Source organism: Sphingomonas agri (genome assembly GCF_038148795.1).
Classification (GTDB): Bacteria; Pseudomonadota; Alphaproteobacteria; order Sphingomonadales; family Sphingomonadaceae; genus Sphingomicrobium; species Sphingomicrobium agri.
This window is the reverse complement of the sequence record NZ_JBAPEU010000003.1, coordinates 349,693-365,986: the sequence shown is the minus strand read 5'-3', so window position 1 is coordinate 365,986 and position 16,294 is coordinate 349,693. Positions and strand designations below refer to the sequence as shown.

The window sequence follows — 16,294 nt, the reverse complement described above, 5'->3', positions numbered from 1 at the left end:
AACGCAGCCGCGCTCAGACGGCCCGCTTGTGCGGCTCCTCGATGATCTGTTTTTTCAGGATCCGGACTTCGGCGACCATCAGCAGGCGCAAATCCTGGACAATGTGCGCGGCGAGCGCCTCGTCCGAGATATCATCGCCTTCGATGTCGAGACGGAAGCCTTGGCCCTGGAGTCCACCTCCATTGGAAAAATCCACCTCGAAGTCGAATAGAGCTCGATTGTCGGCCACATCGTTTCTCCACCGGCGCGCAGGCGTGCACCGACCTAGAACCGCTTCAATGCCGCATTGGCCGCCTGGTTACCAACTGGTCCGGTGCGCCCGGCTCTGCGTTTGAATGCAGGCCCCCGAGCGCATGAACGCCACATAAGACGGCGGCGCGAGAGCCCGGGGAACGTCCAAGCAGGCATGTCCCCAAGCTTCAGATCAGCGCCACGGTGTTTTCATCGTCGCCTGGGTTAGATCCAGCGAGGTCCGAACTTAGGCGGCGTGAAGCTCAGCTTAGTCGCGGCCCGCCGCTTCGGAGAAGCGAGCGCGCCTCACACGACCTCTTCGCATTATGTCGGTCACGAGCTCGATCTCCCAGAACGACGAGTTTGTCCTAGGCTACCTGAGGCGTTGGTTTGGCTCGCCAACCGACTAAAAGTGACGGTCCCAAGTTTCAGTTCGCCGCGATTCGCTCAGGCCCTAGCCGGGCTGTTCTCGCCCTCGAACAGCGGAACGATCTGCCAGAGCGCGGAGGCTCCGACGAGCGTGTAAACGATCCGGCTCAACATGGACATTTCGCCGAAAAGAGCGGCGACCAGGTCGAAGCCGAACACGCCGACCAGGCCCCAGTTGAGGCCGCCGACGATAAGCAGCAGCAGGGTAATTTTGTTCAATATGCGCATTGAAGAACTCCTGATGTCGTGAAGGGAGCGCCGGCCGCCGAATAGAGCGAGAACAGGCGACCGGCGCTGACGCGGGTTTATTTGGGAAGAAAGACCGCGTCGGTTACGTGGATGACGCCGTTCGACGAGAGAAGGTCCGCCTTCGTGACCATTGCCGTTCCTCCGTTAGCGTCGCTGATTGAGATCCGATCGCCCGACAGGCGGGCCCTCAGCACGCCGCCCTGCACGGTCGTGAGCTTGGCTTCGCCGCCGCTCGCACGGATCATCCGGAAGAGCGCCTTGGACGTCACCTTGCCGGGAACAACGTGATAAGTGAGCACCGTGCGCAGCTGATTACGATTAGCGGGCTGCAGCAGCGTATCGACAGTGCCTGACGGGAGCTTCGCAAAGGCTGCGTCGGTTGGCGCAAATACCGTGAACGGCCCCCGCCCCTTCAAAGTGTCGACCAGCCCTGCAGCCTTGAGCGCTGCGACCAGGGTCTGGTGGTCCTGAGAGCCGATCGCGGCGTCCACAACAGTCGCCCTGGGGCTTCCGGCGATAGCCGTGGCCGTGGGGAGCGTCATCAGGGCGCCGGCGGCTACAAGCGCTCTCAGGTTCAAACGCGAAATCATTAGTCCAACTCCTTGCCTCGTCGCTTTTCCGGCGTCGGACCAGAGCTAGGGTTGCAGCGTCTGCGGCTCCATACCTCCTTTGGTGTGCATCAGAGGCCCGCTTCCACCGCGATGCGAATGGCATCCGCGGAAGTCTCGACGCCAAGCTGCTCGAGCAGCAGCGAACGATGCATCTTCACCGTTGTCTCGCTGAGCTTGAGCTCCCAGGCGATCTGCTTGTTCAGCAGCCCCCGGGCCATCAGCGCCAGGACCTGCATGCGCCGCTTGGGAAGCGTCTTCACCAGTGCCACAGCGCGCGCACGCCGGGCGGCGAACTGCGGCTCATGGTCTGGTCCAAGCTCGACCTGAGAGCCAAGGAACCAGGCGATTGCTCCCTGCTCGTCAAACAGCGGCGTAACCAGCACGCCATTGCGGAACGGGGTTCCGTCGCGGCGGTAATTCAGGATGTCCACCAGGACCGACTGGCGTGAGCAAATCGCTCCACGGATGCGCTCGGTGATCCAGGGCTCGGTCGCTGCCCCTGCAAGGAAGCGGCAATTGCGGCCGATGATCTCCTCCACTCGATAGCCCGTCAGTGCGCAGAAAGCGGGATTGACCACCTCAAGCGGGTTGTCCGCTCGCCGAGGGTTGGTAATGACCGTGGCAATCGGACTGACGGCGATGCTCTCGAGAAGCTGCTCGTGATCCATGCCGTCGTTTTAGCCAGTCGACAGCGATATTGAACTGCCCGAATGCCTTGGGGTGGTCTGACAACGCCTGGATTTTTCATCAGGAAGAAATTGGCTGGGGCGGCAGGATTCGAACCTGCGAATGCCGGTACCAAAAACCGGTGCCTTACCGCTTGGCGACGCCCCAGCAGGCGCTCCGCAATCTGCGGGGGAGCGGCGCTTATAACGCCCGGATGCCGGGTGGAAAGGCCTGATGCCGCAATGGAAAGGCGCGGTTCCTCAGGTCGATGCGGCGGTTCTCGAGCGGGTCGTTCGAGCAGACGGGAGCATTCCGCCTGCGGCCGCCAGGGGAATGAGCGGAACCAGAAACGCGAGGTGGTACCAGATAGGGAACTTGTCCCAGAGCCTCAGGTGCACGGGAAGAAACATGCCAAGGACAATGAGGCCCATGAGCGCAGGCGCCCATCGGCTTCTTGGCGCCACAAGAGCGACGGCGGCACCCGCTGCAACCGATGCTATTGCAGCTTCGACCAGTCGGCCAATCTTCATCGCCAAGGTGAACTGCAGCGTCGCCTCGGCCGCATGGTAGGCCGGAATCGTAAAGCGCAGCCCGAAGTTGAGGAGGGTGGCGATAAGTACCCAGGTGATCAGTCCCGCAATGACGCTTCCGGCGACTCGAAGCATGCAACATCCCCTCTTGATTAGTCGAGTCTTATTAGTTTAATTAAACTATGAACGCAAGATTTCTTGTTCTCGGCGTGCTGCACCGAGGGAATTTTCACCCATATGAAATCAAGCGCCGGCTCGAAGCGGCGATGGTCGAATGCTACATCGAGGTAGATGTCGGTACGCTATACTATGCGGTGCGCCAGCTTGAAAAAGACGGGCTGATCGAGGCCGTTGAGCAGCAGCGCGTCGCCCGCGGCGGCGTGCGCACGATTTATTGCATCACAGCAAAGGGCAAGGAAGCATTTCGTGACGGATTGCACGGGCAGCTCGATATCGAGGGACCAGTGTCCCAGACCCTCTATGGTGCGCTTCTCTTCCTTCATCTCGCCGATCGGCGAACGGTCGAGGCGAGCCTTCGCAAGCGCATTGCACGCCTCGATGACCTCATCGCCAAGCTCCGCCCTATTTCCGAGGAACTTGCACCAAGACTTGGCACCGGCGGAACTCACCTGCTGCGCCACATCGAACTCCAGCGCGGGCTGGATCGGGATTGGCTCAACGCTCTTCTCGCCGACATCGAGGCTAACGGTCTTCGCGACGTTGCCGACCCATCGCGCCTCTCCAAGACCTAGTCGTTGGGAATACGGCCGTTCACCAAGTCATCATAATCCTTCGCGAGCTGGCGCGTCATTTCGCCGACCTCGAAGTTCCAGGGACCCGCTGATCGTACCGGCGTAACCTCGACTGCAGTGCCTGTGAGAAACATCTGCTGGAAAGTCTCAAGCTCCTCAGGCCATATCGCCCGCTCGTTGATCGTGATGCCGCGGCGCTGTGCAAGGTCCTTGACCGTCCGGCGCGTGATGCCGTCCAGAAAACAATCGGGCGTCGGAGTGTGAAGCTCATTGTCGCGCACGAAAAAGACGTTCGCACCTGTGGCTTCGGCGACCCGTCCGCGCCAATCGAACATCAGGGCATCATTATATCCCCTCTGCTCCGCGTGTTGCTTCGACATGGTGCAGATCATGTAAAGACCCGACGCCTTGGATTCGGTTGGCGCCGTGTAGGGCGCCGGCCGGCGCCACGGCGCTATGTCGAGCCGAATGCCGTTCTCCGAAATCCGGGGTTCGTAATATTTGCCCCATTCCCAGGCCGCGATCGCGAGGTGAGGCTTGGTAATGCCGGGAGCGACCCCCATCGATTCTGATCCGCGCCATGCCACGGGCCGCATGTACGCGTCCGTGAAGCCGTTGATCTTCACCACCTCAATGCACGCCGCCTCGATTTCCTCTACGGTCCATGGAAGCTCGAAGCCGAGCAACTGCGCGCTTCGCCGCAGTCGCTCCGTATGCTCGCGCAGCTTGAAGATTTCTCCGTTGTAGGCTCGCTGTCCCTCGAACACGCTGCTTGCGTAGTGCAGGGCGTGCGTGAGGACGTGCACGCGCGCGTCACGCCACGACACCAGCTTGCCATCAAGCCAGATCCAGCCGTCGCGGTCGTCGAACGTGCCTTGCACCTCAGCCATTTTCTTATCCTGTAACGGAGCCGCAACGCGCCTAGGACAGGCGCGGTGCCTCGGCAAGCGAGCGGGCTTCCTGGGCCAGCTCCGCTCCGCGGCGACCCGCCGCTTCGATCGTCAGGAAAATGAGTTCGTCGAGCACGTGTTCGTGATCGAGCACGGCGAGACCTGCTTCGGTCGTCCCCTTGGGACTGGCGACGCGGCGTGCGATCGAATCCATGTTTTCGCCGGTGGTGGCGGCCATCCAGGCCGTTCCAAGTACAGTTTCGCGCGCGATCACGGCTGCAATTTCCTGGGAGAGGCCCCGCTTTTCACCGGCCTTCGTCAACGCAGCGATGAATCTCGCGACATAAGCCGGGCCTGCACCTGCGACAGAACCGAGCGCCGCGAGCTTGCTTTCGTCGGTCATCCAAATCGCAAAGCCAAGCGCCGAAAAGAGATTGTTGAGCTCGTCCTGGGTCTTTGAAGCTGCGTCAGTGCTGTAAAGACCGGTAACTCCGCGGCGAACTGCAACGGGGAGATTGGGCATCGCACGAACGACTGCGCCCGCACCAGGAAACCATTGCCGCAGGCTTTCAGTCTCGACCCCTGCGAGAAGCGAAACGATGGTTGTGCTGGCGCTGAGGAATTGCCGCAGCTGCGGCGCGACCTCACCCAGCTTCTGCGGTTTGAAGCCGAGGACTACGAGCTTGGGGGGCGGGCCCGCCTGCGTAAAGCTCGTTACGACGCGGCAACCGTCGACGGGCGTACCACTCGGGCGGATCACGGTAACCGCGCCAAGGTCCAGTCCGCCCGATCGCCATCCCGCAACAATGGCCCCGCCCATGTTGCCGCAGCCGGCGAACCACGTCGGCTGTGGAAGTTGAAGCGTGCCGCTCATGCTTCGCCGTGCGTGTCGATGAGTGCAGCGGCGATGGCTTCGCCTGGCGCCTTGCCACCCCAGAGCACGAACTGGAACACAGGATAGAAGCGCTCGCATTCCTCGACCGCGGCTTCGGCGATCGCCTCGGCCTGTTCGAGGCTGAGGCCCTCGCCTTCGCGCGCATCAAGGATCGTCGAGTGGCGGAAAACGACCAGCCCCGAAGTCGACCACATTTCGAAGTGGCCAAGCCAGAGCTGTTCGTTGATGAGGCTGAGGGCCTCGTAGATGGCCGATCTCTTCTCCGGTGCGACCTTGATATCCGGAAACGCGAGAAACTGAAGGACCTGGTCCTCCGGGCGCCACACGCCGCGGAGTTCATATTGAGCCCAGCTTCCGGTCGCCGAGGCAACAATTTCCCCTTCGGCCGTCCGTTCACATGCCCAGCCGCGCGCCTCGAAATATTGCTCGAGCACCTCGATCGGAGCGCCGTCGTCGCGCTCGTCCTGGATTTCTTCTTCGCTCAGGATCACGCTCCCGGATTGGTCTTCGGCTTGCGGGTGCCGCTCTTGGGACCGCCGGTGCCACCAGCGCCGATCTTCGCCTCAAGGGCCGCGACGCGCGCCCTCAATGCTTCGTTTTCCTCGCGAGCAGCGGCGGCCATGGCCTTCACAGCCTCGAACTCGTCCCGACCTACAAAGTCGGCGCCGCCCATCCACTCCTTGAACTTTTCGCGCGCGGACGCCTCGGCCTCGCGGCCCATTCCCGCAAAGGTTCCGGCAAAGCCGTTCACCATCTTCACGAAGTCGTCGAACATCCTGTTCTCGGACTGCATCGCAAATCCTCCCTTTCGGCGCGGAAATAGGAAGTTGCGGCCGGTTCTTCCACCCTGGCGCCGAAACCTATCCCCATCTGGCTCAACTATCCCCAGATTTCTGGGCGGCGAGCAGGAACTCCACGTTGCCCTCGGGGCCCGTGATCGGACTGGGGGTTATTCCAAGGACCGTCCAGCCCTGCGTCTCAACCCATTGCTTCACTTCGGCACAAACGCGGTCGTGGACGGCGCTATCACGGACAACCCCGCCCTTCCCGACCTCGGCACGACCAGCTTCGAACTGCGGTTTGACGAGCGCGACCAGTTTCGCACCCTTCTTCGCAAGCCTCAGGGGCGCCCCGAGCACCTTGGCAATGCTGATGAAGCTCGCGTCGCAAACGACGATATCCACTGGCTCCGGAATCAGGGTCTCATCGAGGCTGCGGGCGTTCGTCTGCTCGTGAACGACGACGCGGGGATCGGTCCGTAACTTCCAAGCCAGCTGGTTGGTGCCGACGTCCACCGCATAGACCTTCAAGGCTCCCCGGCTCAGCAGCACGTCGGTAAATCCTCCCGTCGAGCTCCCGACATCCAGCCCAACTGCACCCGCCACGTCGAAGCCAAAATAACCCAGCCCGTGTTCCAGCTTGATGCCTCCGCGCGACACCCAGGGATGATCCTTGCCGCGAACCTCAAGAGGGGCGTCCTGGGCAAGCAGATCGCCGGCCTTGGAGAGTTTCTTCTCGCCGCTGAAGACAGCACCCGCCATGATGAGCGCCTGCGCCCTGGTCCGGCTCTCGGCAAGGCCGCGGCTTACGAGGAGCTGGTCTGCGCGGACCTTGGCTACGCCCGCACCTCTTCGACACCGACGCTGTTGCGGCGGAGGGCCTTCAGGACCGTTTCGACGATATGGGGCGCATTGAGACGCGCTTCGTCATATTGCTTCTTTGGGCTATCCTGATCCTGGAAGGCATCAGGCAGGCGCATCGTCCGGATCTTGAGGCCTGAATCCAGCAGCCCCTCGTCGCTGGCAAGCGTAAGGACGTGGGCGCCAAGGCCTCCGACTGCGGCCTCTTCGATGGTGACCGCAAGCTCGTGCGTACTCAGCAGCTGGCGAATGAGTTCGCTGTCGAGCGGCTTTGCAAAGCGAAGATCGGCCACGCTTGTCGAAAGACCCTTCGCTTCCAGTTCGTCCGCCGCCTTCTCAGCTTCCTCGAGCCGTGTACCGAGCGACAGTATCGCGACGGTCTTGCCGGCCCGGACCAGCCGTCCCTTACCGATCTCGAGGGCGCGGGGTTCATCGGGGAGCCTGACGCCCCTGCCCTCGCCGCGCGGATATCTGACCGCGCTCGGGCCGCTGTCGTGCAGTGCCATAGTGTGCACCATGTGGCAAAGCTCGGCCTCGTCGGCAGGCGCCATCACGACGAAGTTCGGAAGGGTGCACAGATATGCAAGATCGAACGAGCCGGCGTGCGTTGCTCCGTCCGCGCCGACCAGGCCTGCCCTGTCCATCGCGAACCTCACCGGTAGGTTCTGGATCGCGACATCGTGCACGACCTGGTCATAGGCGCGCTGAAGGAAGGTCGAATAAATTGTCGCAAATGGTCGGTACCCCTGCGCTGCCAGCCCGGCTGCAAAGGTCACGGCGTGCTGTTCGGCGATGCCGACGTCGAACACGCGCTCCGGAAACTGCTCGGCGACCTTGTCGAGCCCGGTTCCCGAGGGCATGGCGGCAGTGATCGCGACGACCTTCTCGTCGCGTTCCATCTCCGCGCCGAGCGCTCTTGCGTAGATACTCGTGTAGCTCGGAGCACCCGCAGCCGGCTTTGCCTGAACGCCCGAAATAACGTCAAACTTGACGACGCCGTGATATTTGTCGGCAGCATTCTCTGCCGGCGCGTAGCCCTTGCCCTTCTTGGTGACGACATGGACCAGCATCGGTCCCACCTCGGCTTCACGGACGTTCTCGAAGACTTCGACGAGCGCACGAACATCGTGACCGTCAACCGGTCCGACATAATAGAAGCCCAGCTCCTCAAAGAGCGTGCCGCCAGTCATCCAGCCGCGCGTATATTCCTCGGCCTTGCGGGCCCAGTCGTGGATCGCGTCCGGCATCATCCGCGCAATCTTCTGGGCAACCTTGCGGGGCCCAAGATACTTGCTCGACGAAACGAGCCGGGCGAGGCTGTTGCGCAGGCTTCCGACCGGCGGCGCGATCGACATGTCATTGTCGTTGAGAATGACGATCAGCCTGTTCCCCGCTGACGCCGCATTGTTCATCGCCTCATAGGCCATGCCCGCGCTCAGCGCGCCGTCGCCGATTACGGCTATCGCCTTGCCGGGATCGCCCGAAAGCTTGTTGGCGATCGCAAAGCCGAGGGCAGCCGAGATCGACGTCGAGCTGTGCGCTGCGCCGAACGGATCGAATTCGCTCTCGCTGCGCTTGGTGAAGCCGCTCAGTCCGCCGCCCTGCCGAAGGGTCCGGATGCGGTCGCGGCGGCCGGTGATGATCTTGTGTGGATAGGCCTGGTGCCCAACGTCCCAGATCAATTTGTCGTGGGGAGTGTCGAAGACGTAATGCAGTGCAACTGTCAGTTCGACCACGCCAAGGCCCGCGCCAAGGTGTCCCCCGGTCACGGAAACCGCGGAGATGGTCTCGTGGCGGAGCTCCTCGGCAAGCTGCGGCAGCTGATCCTTGCTCAGTGCACGAAGGTCCGAGGGAAGCTGCACCACGTCGAGCAGCGGAGTTACAGGACGGTCACTCATCGCGTGCGAGCCTTACGCGGACCAGTTTGTGAAGTCACCAATGACGGAACGATTTCAGGGATTGCTCAGGAATTGCTCAGCGGTCCCGCTCGCAGTCTCCGCAGGTACCGCGCACCTCGATGACGGGCCTTGGTGCCGAAAAGCCCGCACCCTTCGCGGCGGCCCGTACACCACTCGTCAGCTTGTCGTCGTCGATATGCACCGCTTGTCCGCACGTGTCGCAGATCAGGAAAATGCAGTCATGAAGGCAGGCCGGGTGCTGGTTGGCCACATAGGCATTCGCGCTTTCGACGCGGCGAGCAAGATTGGATCCGACGAAGAGATCGAGGATCCGGTAGACGCTGTTCGCAGCCACTCGACGGCCTTGCGACTTCGAGACCTGTTCGGCGATGTCGTAGGCGCTCGCAGGCCGATCGAAGCCCGCGAGTGCCTCGAACACCGCGGCGCGCATATCAGTCCATTGCTCGCCCTGGTTGGTCAGCCGATCGCGCGCAGCGGCCGTTAGGGATTGTCCCTCGTGGATCTGATGTTCGTGCTCGGCCATAGTTTGTGGATCAGGAGATACGCTCGGCGGGGCCGCGCGACAAGAAATCAGAAGCCGAGCCGGGCCGCGAGCGCATTCAGGCGGTGACCAAGGGCAAGCAGCGTGACGCCAGCGACCGTGTAGATCGGCTCGGGCCCGCCCTCGGGGAGCGTAAGCGCGTAGGCCATTACGCTAAGTCCAGTGAGGCCGACGGCTGCCGGGAGGATGAAGCCGTGCTCCCGTACACCGCGACCGAGAGCGACGGTCCCGAGAAGCATCGCCACGACGAGCCCAACCTCGTGAATGATCGGCTTTCCAAGAAATCCGCCGGCCGAGGCAAGCAAGCCGATAAGAACGGCAGTCGCAGCGCAGTGGACGAGACAAAGGCCCGAGATCGCCATCGCGATGCGGTCAAGATGACTCGTCGAAGGTGGTCGTGGCGCCATGACCCGCGCGCATATAGGCTGCCGAGCCTAGGGATACAATATAACATTCGTATAAGCCTTACGGCTGCTGCTACCGCGCTGTGAGACTCCCGCCTCCGGCCGATTTGCTGTAAGCTGAGACCCAGCGCGCACGCTCCCGGACCGGACTCAATAAAAGGAGATGCAAGGCATGGCCACCGCCCGCTTCATCAGGACTTTCAGCCTCTGCACGGCCGCCGCGATCGTCGCTGCAAGCCCCGCCCTTGCGGGCGATCCCGCGAGCAAGCCGAAGGACGACCAGAGCCGCCGGATCTGCAAGGAGCAGACCCCGACGGGTTCGCGCTTCACCCGCCGCGTGTGCAAGAGCGCCGAAGAATGGCAGCGCGACGAGGAGTTCGCGCAAACCCGCATCGATGAGAACGCGCGCTCGCTGCGCTCCCCGGACATGCCCGGAGCCGGGCATCCGCAGTAAGGCGCCGGAGTCCTAGCGCTCCGCGGCCGTAACGGCGCGATACAAGGCGTTGGCCACGAGTGCCCGCAGCGATTGCAGGTCAACCGTCAGTCTCTCGCCGGGATTGGCGCAGGACGCGACGTAGATACCGACCTCTGAAACGGCCTTGTCTTCCTGCGGGCTGCCGGGGTCGCTGAGAGCAAGGTCTGTCGCAGCGCCGACATTGTGCGACGCGACGCACAGCCCGAAGTCCTCCGAGACATTGAGCGGAGCCGTAGAGGCAAGGGCCGCGGCCAGCCGCTTGGTGTCCGTTTTCGGTATCTCAGCGCGCACGAAATGTTCGGCCAGCGCACCGACGAGAGTTGACGTTCTGAAGGTCATCTCCCTCTCATGCGTGCCGAGACAATTGTCGCGGCCCACGAGGGCTTCGGCCGCAGCCTTCGCCTGTTCATTGCTAAGGTAGGGATAGGCGAGCGTCGAACGCGCCCAGCTGGGACGAGCCTGCGCAAGGCATACCGTGAATTTGCGGAACGCCTGGCGCTGTTCTGCAGTATCGACGGCGGGCTGGATCGGGACCGCCGCGGGCGGCTGCGACTGGGCCGCGGACGCCAACATTCCGATCAAGGACGCGAGACAATGCTTCTCCATGAGCCGTCCCCTCGTTTCTGACCTACAATAATGCCTCGAAGAAGCTCAAAGCGGAAGTCCCTTGCCATCCGCTTTGCCTCTGCGGATAGCCGTTCGCACAATGAATACCATCATCTCCGCGGCTGCAACGCCGGATCAAAAGCGAGCGCAATCGCTCCCGCTGTCGAACCTTCTTTTCGCCGTCGCTGCACTCGTCTTCGCAATGGTCGTCGTCGGCGGGATCACCCGCCTCACCGAAAGCGGCCTTTCGATCACGCAGTGGAAGCCGATCAGCGGTGCAATCCCGCCGCTCAGCAACACCGATTGGCAACATGCCTTCGACCTTTACAAGCAGACGCCGCAGTATCGCGAAGTTGCGGGACCGGCTGGCATGACGCTCTCCGGCTTCAAGTTCATTTTCTTCTGGGAATGGGTGCACCGGCTGCTCGGCAGAGTGATCGGCCTCGTCTTCTTCGCGGGTGTTGTCTGGTTCGGCCTGAAAGGCGCGATTCCAAAAGGCTTCGGCTGGCGCTTGATCGCGCTGTTCATTTTGGGAGGGCTGCAGGGCGCCGTCGGCTGGTTCATGGTGATGTCGGGCCTGGAGGGCAGGACCGAGGTAAGTCCCTACCGGCTTTCCGCCCATCTTCTCTTCGCGCTGTTCCTTTTTGCAGCCCTCATCTGGACTGCCCTCGACTTGAGACGCCTTGCACGCGATCCCCGGTCACGGACTTCGCGGCTGACGATCTGGGGAGCAATCGCCCTCACGACCCTCTTCATTCAGCTGATGCTCGGTGCCTGGGTCGCAGGCTTCCGGGCCGGCTATGTATCGAACAGCTGGCCCGACATGAACGGAAGCTTCGTTCCGGAAGGGATCGACTGGTCGCGCGGGCCCGGCTTTGCACTGACCCACGACCCCTTCCTCCTCCATTTTGTGCACCGCTGGTGGGCATGGGTCGTCGTGGCAGTCCTCGTCGTCTTCGCACGGAAGGTTCGAAGGATCGAGGGCGCGCGGCGAGCATCCATCGCCATTCACTCAGCGTTCGGGACGCAGGTCATCCTCGGTATAGCAACGGTCCTCTCAGGCATCGCAATCTGGCTCGCCGTGCTCCACCAGGCAACAGGGGCCCTGCTCGTCGCCGCGACAGTCTGGGGCGCTCACGAACTCGGAAGAAAGGAAGCATGAGCGTCATCTCTGTCTACGCGATCTTCGCTGATCGCGCTGAGGCGGAGCGGATCGGCCGGTCGATGGTCGAGCAACGCCTTGCCGCCTGCGCCAACATCCTTGGAGAGGTTCATTCAATCTATCGCTGGAAGGGCGAAATCGAGGAGGCAAAAGAGGTCGCCGCCATTTTCAAGACTTCAGAAAAGAGCGCCGACGCCCTTATTACCCGAATCACGGCGCTTCATAGCTATGACGTGCCCTGCGTTGCGACCTGGCCGATCGACAAGATCCTGGGATCCTATGCCGACTGGGTCGAGCAAAACGTCGGCTAGGCCATCCGGTCCAGATACAGATAGGACGGGTCGAACTCGGCAACGCCTTCAAGCCCCCGGTGATTGAGGATCGTCAGCTGTCGGCTCTCGAGCTCGATCAGTCCACGGCGCCTCAGCTCCTGGATCGTGCGATTCGCGTGGACCACGGTCAGTCCGAGGCATTCGGAAAGTTCACGCTGCGTCAGCGGAAACTCGTAGCCGTCCGGTCGCGCACGACCGACCGCATCGAGGCGGACATGAAGCTCGCAGAAAAGGTGCGCCATCCTTGAAATGGCCGAGCGCTGCCCGAGTGACAGGGCGAGCTCGCGTGTGATCGCTGCGTCAACGTTCGTCGAGAACCAGTAGGCGCGGGCAACTCGCGGATATTGCTCCGTTATCATCTGAAGGCGCTCGTGGGGAACAATGCCGATGATGCAGTCGCTGAGCGTCAGCACGTCATGGTCGAGGCGCTTGAGCGTGAAACTGTGGAGATCCGCAAAATCGCCCGAAACGTGGAGCTCGGTGACCTGTCGCTCCCCGCCTGCAAGATCCTTGCTTCGTGCAAGCCAGCCGTCGAGCAGCAGAACGCTCGAACTGAGCTCCTCACCGCTCCGGATAAGGATCTGGTCCGCGCCGACTCTCCGGGTTTCCGCGACCACTCCCCGAATGGCCTTCTCTTCCTCGGTGCTGAGATCGATACGCCGTCTCAGCTTCTTCAAGTGCACCGTGATCATTGGGCTGTCTTGTGCAACGGGCCACCGGATTTTGCGGTTAACCTAGATTACATGCCAAAGTACATTGCAAAAAAGCGCGAGATTTCAGCAACAAAGGGTTCGAGCCTGTAACGCAGGTGAATCTAGGCGATAAGCGCTCATGCTACGCACGCCCCACTGGGGGTGCGCCTTTGCCAAGCTATCGGTTCTACCGGCTCGATGGAGCCGGAAAGATCATCGGTGCGGATTGGATCGACGCTGAAGACGACGAGCAGGCGCTTCGCGAGGCGCGCAACCTTGCCGATGGGACGCGCTACGAACTGTGGGACCGCCGGCGTCTCGTCACCGCGCCGCCCCGAACCGCCTAGGCGCCGTTGGCCTTCCCGAGCTTGAAAGGGACCTGGTCGAGCTTTCGTCGAAGATCCTCGATCGAAGCCCCGCCCTCGTCGTCTTCCAGATATTTCGACTCGAGTTCGACTTCCTCGGGCGTCTGTTCCCGAAAATAGGTGATTGTCAGCCGCCGGCCGAAAATCTCGTCGCCTCGGATCTTGAGCTCTGCCTGGTGATCTGAGGGAAGATTGTCGCGGATCGTCTCAAGATACCGGATCAGGTCATCGAGCGAGGTATATTCGCTGATGTCGATAAAATCCTTGACGCGTCTCGGCACTATTTAGTGGTCTCCGGCGGCTTTGGGTCTGGCGGCGAACGAGCCTGCGCACCAGTGAAACGGCACTAGGACTCGGGTCCGCTACAGGCAACGCGAATTCGAACCGGAATTTTCCATTTTCGCGATAGCTGGCCGTCTTTGGACGATCAGTCGCATGCTGGCATTCATGAACCTAGTTCAGGCGTTGGCGTCGAGGTACCGTCCCTCGTGGTCGAGATGCAGGTAATTGGGTTTGAACTTCGACGCGTCCATCATCCTGGGAATATCGAGGATCTGGAGCTGCTTGCGCTCGAGCTCGATGAGGCCGTCGCGCCGCAATTTCTGCAGCATGCGGTTGACATGGACGGCGGTGAGGCCGGTTGCATCGGCAAGATCATTCTGAGTGAGCGGAAAGTCGCACCGGCCATCCCGGGCGCGGCCGACCGCCTCCAGTCGCAGGTAAAGCTCCAGCAACATGTGGGCGAGACGCTCATAGGCGCTGCGCTGGCCAAGATTGAGGGTCCATTCGCGCTGCACCGCCGCAGCTACAAGCTCGTGCCACCACAGCGCCTGCGTAATGCGCGGCCTCTCCGCAGTGAGAGCGTTCATCTCCTCCGGTGTGATCGTTGCGACCTTCAGCCTGGTGATGGCACCGATGCTGTGATCCATCTGCCTCAGAATATAGACGTTGACGTCACAAAAATCGCCCGGGACGAACAGAGCAACAATCTGCCGCTTCCCATCTGGCAGCTGCTTGTAGCGGCAGGCCCAGCCGTCGAGGACAAGATGGACATAGCGAGGCTCGTCGCCCTCGCTCACAAGATCGCGTCTCGCGTCCACGAAATGAAAATTGCGGGCGACGGACTGAAGCGCTGCGCGATCGTCCGCTGAAAGCCTCGTAAATGCTTCCAGCTTCGAGACCACCGCTGAACCCGACCCAAAGGAGAATAATCGGGAAGGCTCGGCAAGAGGCGTCAAAGCTTGCACCCTCACTTATGTCACACCATGAACGCGCAGCTGCCGCGCCCTCAACTTGGTCTCAGCCGGGCATATGCCGATGGCCGAGGACAAACGTTATAGAGCAAGTGGCCTGCGGCAAACACTTAAAGGAGCGGGTCAAGGCCGTATGGATCCCTGCCCGGCTTGCAAGGGCGCAGGAGGCATCGTTCACGCTCTCTTTGCGCGCGCTTTCATCGACCTCAGTGCTCCACCTTGCCGGGAGCGGCCGATAAGCGTGCCGCGGATCGAGCAATTCGATCCGCGGCACTCCTTGAGCTTGGGTGGATTATTAAGGTGGACGAGACCCGTCTAAGAGCCGCTCAGATGACGCCGAGCAGCCAAAGGATCAGGATCAGGATCAACAGGCCACCAAGACCGATATACATGTTCGTTCCTCCCGTTTCGTGTTGGTGCTGAAACGATGGGAATGAGCGGCCTGTTCCTTTCGTTGCGAGGCCGTTCCGTTAGGTAAGTGGTATCATTTTACCCTTCGAAAAAGCGCTGGATTTGCTTGACTTTTCGCCTGTGCATCGCAAGAAGCGCCCTTGACGGCGGCGCCCCAGGTGCCGCTTTTCTCGTTAGAAAGAGGTTCAGGCCATGAAGGCGCTGATGAAGACGACCAAGTCGGCCAAGCCGGCCGAGGTCGAGAAGAAATGGCATCTGATCGACGCCGACGGCCTGGTCGTCGGACGCGTCTCGACGATTGTCGCCAATATCCTGCGCGGCAAGCACAAGCCTAGCTTCACCCCGCATGTGGATTGCGGCGACCATGTCGTCATCATCAATGCCGACAAGGTCCGGTTCACCGGTCGCAAGCTCGATCAGAAAATCTATTACAAGCACACCGGCTATGCCGGCGGCATCAAGGAAATCACCGCCGGCAAGGTCCTCGAGGGACGCTTTCCGGAGCGCGTTCTCGAGAAGGCCGTGGAACGCATGATCCCGCGCGGTCCTCTTGGCCGCGACCAGATGCGTGCACTGCACATCTATTCAGGCACCGAGCATCCGCACGGCGGCCAGAACCCCCAAGTCCTCGACGTCGCGTCGATGAACCGCAAGAACAAGGTGGGCGCCTAATGTCCGACACTCGTGAATCCATCGCCGACCAGCTCGGCGCCACCCCTGCCCCGCCGGCTCCGGCGCCGGCCGCTCCTGAGGCACCGGCCGCGGAGGCACCGGCAGCTCCGCCGGTGCAGGCCGCTCCGCTTCGCGAGCAGCAGCTCGACAAATATGGCCGTGCCTATGCAACCGGGCGGCGAAAGGACGCCGTCGCGCGCGTCTGGCTGAAGCCAGGTTCGGGCAAGATCGTGATCAACGGACGCGAGCAGGAGACCTACTTCGCACGCGCAACGCTGCGCCTGGTGATCAACCAGCCGTTCGACGTTGCAGAGCGCGGCGGCCAGTACGACATCGAAGCGACGGTCGTCGGCGGCGGGCTCTCAGGCCAGGCCGGTGCCGTCAAGCATGGCATCGCGCAGGCGCTGACGCGCTACGAGCCGGCACTCCGCACCCTCATCAAGCAGGCAGGATTCCTGACCCGCGATCCGCGCGTCGTCGAACGCAAGAAGTACGGCCGTGCCAAGGCGCGCCGGAGCTTCCAGTTCTCGAAGCGCTGATCAGTTCAAACTGTCATTCAAAAGGGCGGT

Annotated in this window: 23 protein-coding genes, 1 tRNA gene and 1 pseudogene; 7 read left to right on the top strand and 18 right to left on the bottom strand. The window is 61.9% G+C overall.

From position 1 onward, the window contains the following. Positions 1-13: 13 nt before the first annotated feature. From V8192_RS13960 to V8192_RS13935, 6 genes are all read right to left on the bottom strand, one after another. The gene (locus V8192_RS13960) at positions 14-229 is read right to left on the bottom strand and encodes a hypothetical protein (RefSeq protein ID WP_341633707.1); all 216 of its coding nucleotides are present in this window, start codon (positions 227-229) and stop codon (positions 14-16) included. A 449-nt stretch (positions 230-678) separates the two neighbouring features. Beyond that, on the bottom strand, positions 679-888 hold the full coding sequence (locus V8192_RS13955; protein WP_341633706.1) for a DUF378 domain-containing protein: 210 nt from the start codon (positions 886-888) through the stop codon (positions 679-681). Positions 889-965: 77 nt separating this feature from the next. Beyond that, entirely contained in the window at positions 966-1,499 is a 534-nt protein-coding gene (locus V8192_RS13950; protein WP_373276363.1) for a fasciclin domain-containing protein, read from the bottom strand. 89 nt (positions 1,500-1,588) lie between these two features. Next, positions 1,589-2,188, bottom strand: coding sequence for a LuxR C-terminal-related transcriptional regulator (locus tag V8192_RS13945; RefSeq protein ID WP_341633705.1), 600 nt, complete (start codon positions 2,186-2,188; stop codon positions 1,589-1,591). A gap of 91 nt (positions 2,189-2,279) precedes the next feature. Continuing rightward, a tRNA-Gln gene (locus V8192_RS13940) sits at positions 2,280-2,354 on the bottom strand. Between the two features lie 92 nt (positions 2,355-2,446). Continuing rightward, positions 2,447-2,851 (bottom strand): hypothetical protein, encoded by a 405-nt coding sequence (locus V8192_RS13935; RefSeq protein ID WP_341633704.1) that lies wholly within the window; start codon positions 2,849-2,851, stop codon positions 2,447-2,449. Between the two features lie 47 nt (positions 2,852-2,898). On the opposite strand from V8192_RS13935, the gene V8192_RS13930 reads away from it, so the two are divergent. Continuing rightward, entirely contained in the window at positions 2,899-3,468 is a 570-nt protein-coding gene (locus V8192_RS13930) for a PadR family transcriptional regulator (protein ID WP_341633703.1), read from the top strand. Here V8192_RS13930 and V8192_RS13925 read toward each other — a convergent pair. The 8 genes and pseudogenes from V8192_RS13925 to V8192_RS13890 all read right to left on the bottom strand — a co-directional run bounded on the left by V8192_RS13925 (position 3,465) and on the right by V8192_RS13890 (position 9,715). After that, positions 3,465-4,358, bottom strand: a complete 894-nt coding sequence (locus tag V8192_RS13925; RefSeq protein WP_341633702.1) for a branched-chain amino acid aminotransferase — start codon at positions 4,356-4,358, stop codon at positions 3,465-3,467. The two genes, V8192_RS13930 and V8192_RS13925, sit on opposite strands and share 4 nt — an antisense overlap. Positions 4,359-4,389: 31 nt before the next feature. Next, positions 4,390-5,232, bottom strand: coding sequence for a pyrroline-5-carboxylate reductase family protein (locus V8192_RS13920; RefSeq protein WP_341633701.1), 843 nt, complete (start codon positions 5,230-5,232; stop codon positions 4,390-4,392). Beyond that, on the bottom strand, positions 5,229-5,741 hold the full coding sequence (locus tag V8192_RS13915) for a type III secretion system chaperone family protein (RefSeq protein WP_373276368.1): 513 nt from the start codon (positions 5,739-5,741) through the stop codon (positions 5,229-5,231). Before V8192_RS13915 ends, V8192_RS13920 begins: the two co-directional genes overlap by 4 nt. After that, a complete protein-coding gene (locus tag V8192_RS13910; protein ID WP_341633700.1) occupies positions 5,741-6,046 on the bottom strand; it encodes an accessory factor UbiK family protein in 306 nt (101 codons plus the stop codon). The genes V8192_RS13915 and V8192_RS13910 overlap by 1 nt, the downstream gene beginning before the upstream one ends. A gap of 82 nt (positions 6,047-6,128) precedes the next feature. Next, positions 6,129-6,872: pseudogene (locus V8192_RS13905) on the bottom strand (TlyA family RNA methyltransferase); the annotation flags it as partial. Further along, on the bottom strand, positions 6,869-8,791 hold the full coding sequence (gene dxs, locus V8192_RS13900; RefSeq protein WP_341633699.1) for a 1-deoxy-D-xylulose-5-phosphate synthase: 1,923 nt from the start codon (positions 8,789-8,791) through the stop codon (positions 6,869-6,871). The pseudogene V8192_RS13905 and the gene dxs, both read right to left, overlap by 4 nt. A gap of 76 nt (positions 8,792-8,867) precedes the next feature. Next, positions 8,868-9,335 carry a Fur family transcriptional regulator gene (locus V8192_RS13895; RefSeq protein WP_341633698.1) on the bottom strand — a complete coding sequence of 156 codons (468 nt, stop codon included), beginning with the start codon at positions 9,333-9,335 and terminating at the stop codon, positions 8,868-8,870. 47 nt (positions 9,336-9,382) lie between these two features. Further along, the gene (locus tag V8192_RS13890) at positions 9,383-9,715 is read right to left on the bottom strand and encodes a MerC domain-containing protein (RefSeq protein WP_341633697.1); all 333 of its coding nucleotides are present in this window, start codon (positions 9,713-9,715) and stop codon (positions 9,383-9,385) included. Positions 9,716-9,929: 214 nt separating this feature from the next. Between V8192_RS13890 and V8192_RS13885 the strand changes: the two genes are divergently transcribed. Next, entirely contained in the window at positions 9,930-10,211 is a 282-nt protein-coding gene (locus tag V8192_RS13885) for a hypothetical protein (RefSeq protein ID WP_341633696.1), read from the top strand. A 12-nt stretch (positions 10,212-10,223) separates the two neighbouring features. On the opposite strand, the gene V8192_RS13880 is transcribed toward V8192_RS13885, so the two are convergent. Continuing rightward, complete coding sequence (locus V8192_RS13880; protein WP_341633695.1) at positions 10,224-10,838, bottom strand: hypothetical protein; 615 nt, start codon at positions 10,836-10,838, stop codon at positions 10,224-10,226. Between the two features lie 100 nt (positions 10,839-10,938). Here V8192_RS13880 and V8192_RS13875 point away from each other — a divergent pair, with 100 nt between their 5' ends. Continuing rightward, the gene (locus V8192_RS13875; protein ID WP_341633694.1) at positions 10,939-12,000 is read left to right on the top strand and encodes a COX15/CtaA family protein; all 1,062 of its coding nucleotides are present in this window, start codon (positions 10,939-10,941) and stop codon (positions 11,998-12,000) included. Continuing rightward, positions 11,997-12,311 (top strand): divalent-cation tolerance protein CutA, encoded by a 315-nt coding sequence (gene cutA / locus V8192_RS13870; RefSeq protein WP_341633693.1) that lies wholly within the window; start codon positions 11,997-11,999, stop codon positions 12,309-12,311. The genes V8192_RS13875 and cutA overlap by 4 nt, the downstream gene beginning before the upstream one ends. On the opposite strand, the gene V8192_RS13865 is transcribed toward cutA, so the two are convergent. Further along, positions 12,308-13,024, bottom strand: a complete 717-nt coding sequence (locus tag V8192_RS13865; protein ID WP_341633692.1) for a Crp/Fnr family transcriptional regulator — start codon at positions 13,022-13,024, stop codon at positions 12,308-12,310. The two genes, cutA and V8192_RS13865, sit on opposite strands and share 4 nt — an antisense overlap. 170 nt (positions 13,025-13,194) lie before the next feature. Here V8192_RS13865 and V8192_RS13860 point away from each other — a divergent pair, with 170 nt between their 5' ends. Then, positions 13,195-13,371, top strand: coding sequence for a hypothetical protein (locus tag V8192_RS13860; protein ID WP_341633691.1), 177 nt, complete (start codon positions 13,195-13,197; stop codon positions 13,369-13,371). Here V8192_RS13860 and V8192_RS13855 read toward each other — a convergent pair. Continuing rightward, complete coding sequence (locus V8192_RS13855) at positions 13,368-13,670, bottom strand: hypothetical protein (protein WP_341633690.1); 303 nt, start codon at positions 13,668-13,670, stop codon at positions 13,368-13,370. The genes V8192_RS13860 and V8192_RS13855 overlap by 4 nt on opposite strands. A gap of 177 nt (positions 13,671-13,847) precedes the next feature. Continuing rightward, a complete protein-coding gene (locus V8192_RS13850; protein ID WP_341633689.1) occupies positions 13,848-14,573 on the bottom strand; it encodes a Crp/Fnr family transcriptional regulator in 726 nt (241 codons plus the stop codon). Positions 14,574-15,245: 672 nt separating this feature from the next. On the opposite strand from V8192_RS13850, the gene rplM reads away from it, so the two are divergent. Further along, the gene (gene rplM, locus V8192_RS13845; protein WP_341633688.1) at positions 15,246-15,725 is read left to right on the top strand and encodes a 50S ribosomal protein L13; all 480 of its coding nucleotides are present in this window, start codon (positions 15,246-15,248) and stop codon (positions 15,723-15,725) included. Then, positions 15,725-16,264: a 30S ribosomal protein S9 gene (gene rpsI, locus V8192_RS13840; protein ID WP_341633687.1), complete on the top strand. Its 540-nt coding sequence runs from the start codon at positions 15,725-15,727 to the stop codon at positions 16,262-16,264. Before rplM ends, rpsI begins: the two co-directional genes overlap by 1 nt. Positions 16,265-16,294 lie beyond the last annotated feature (30 nt).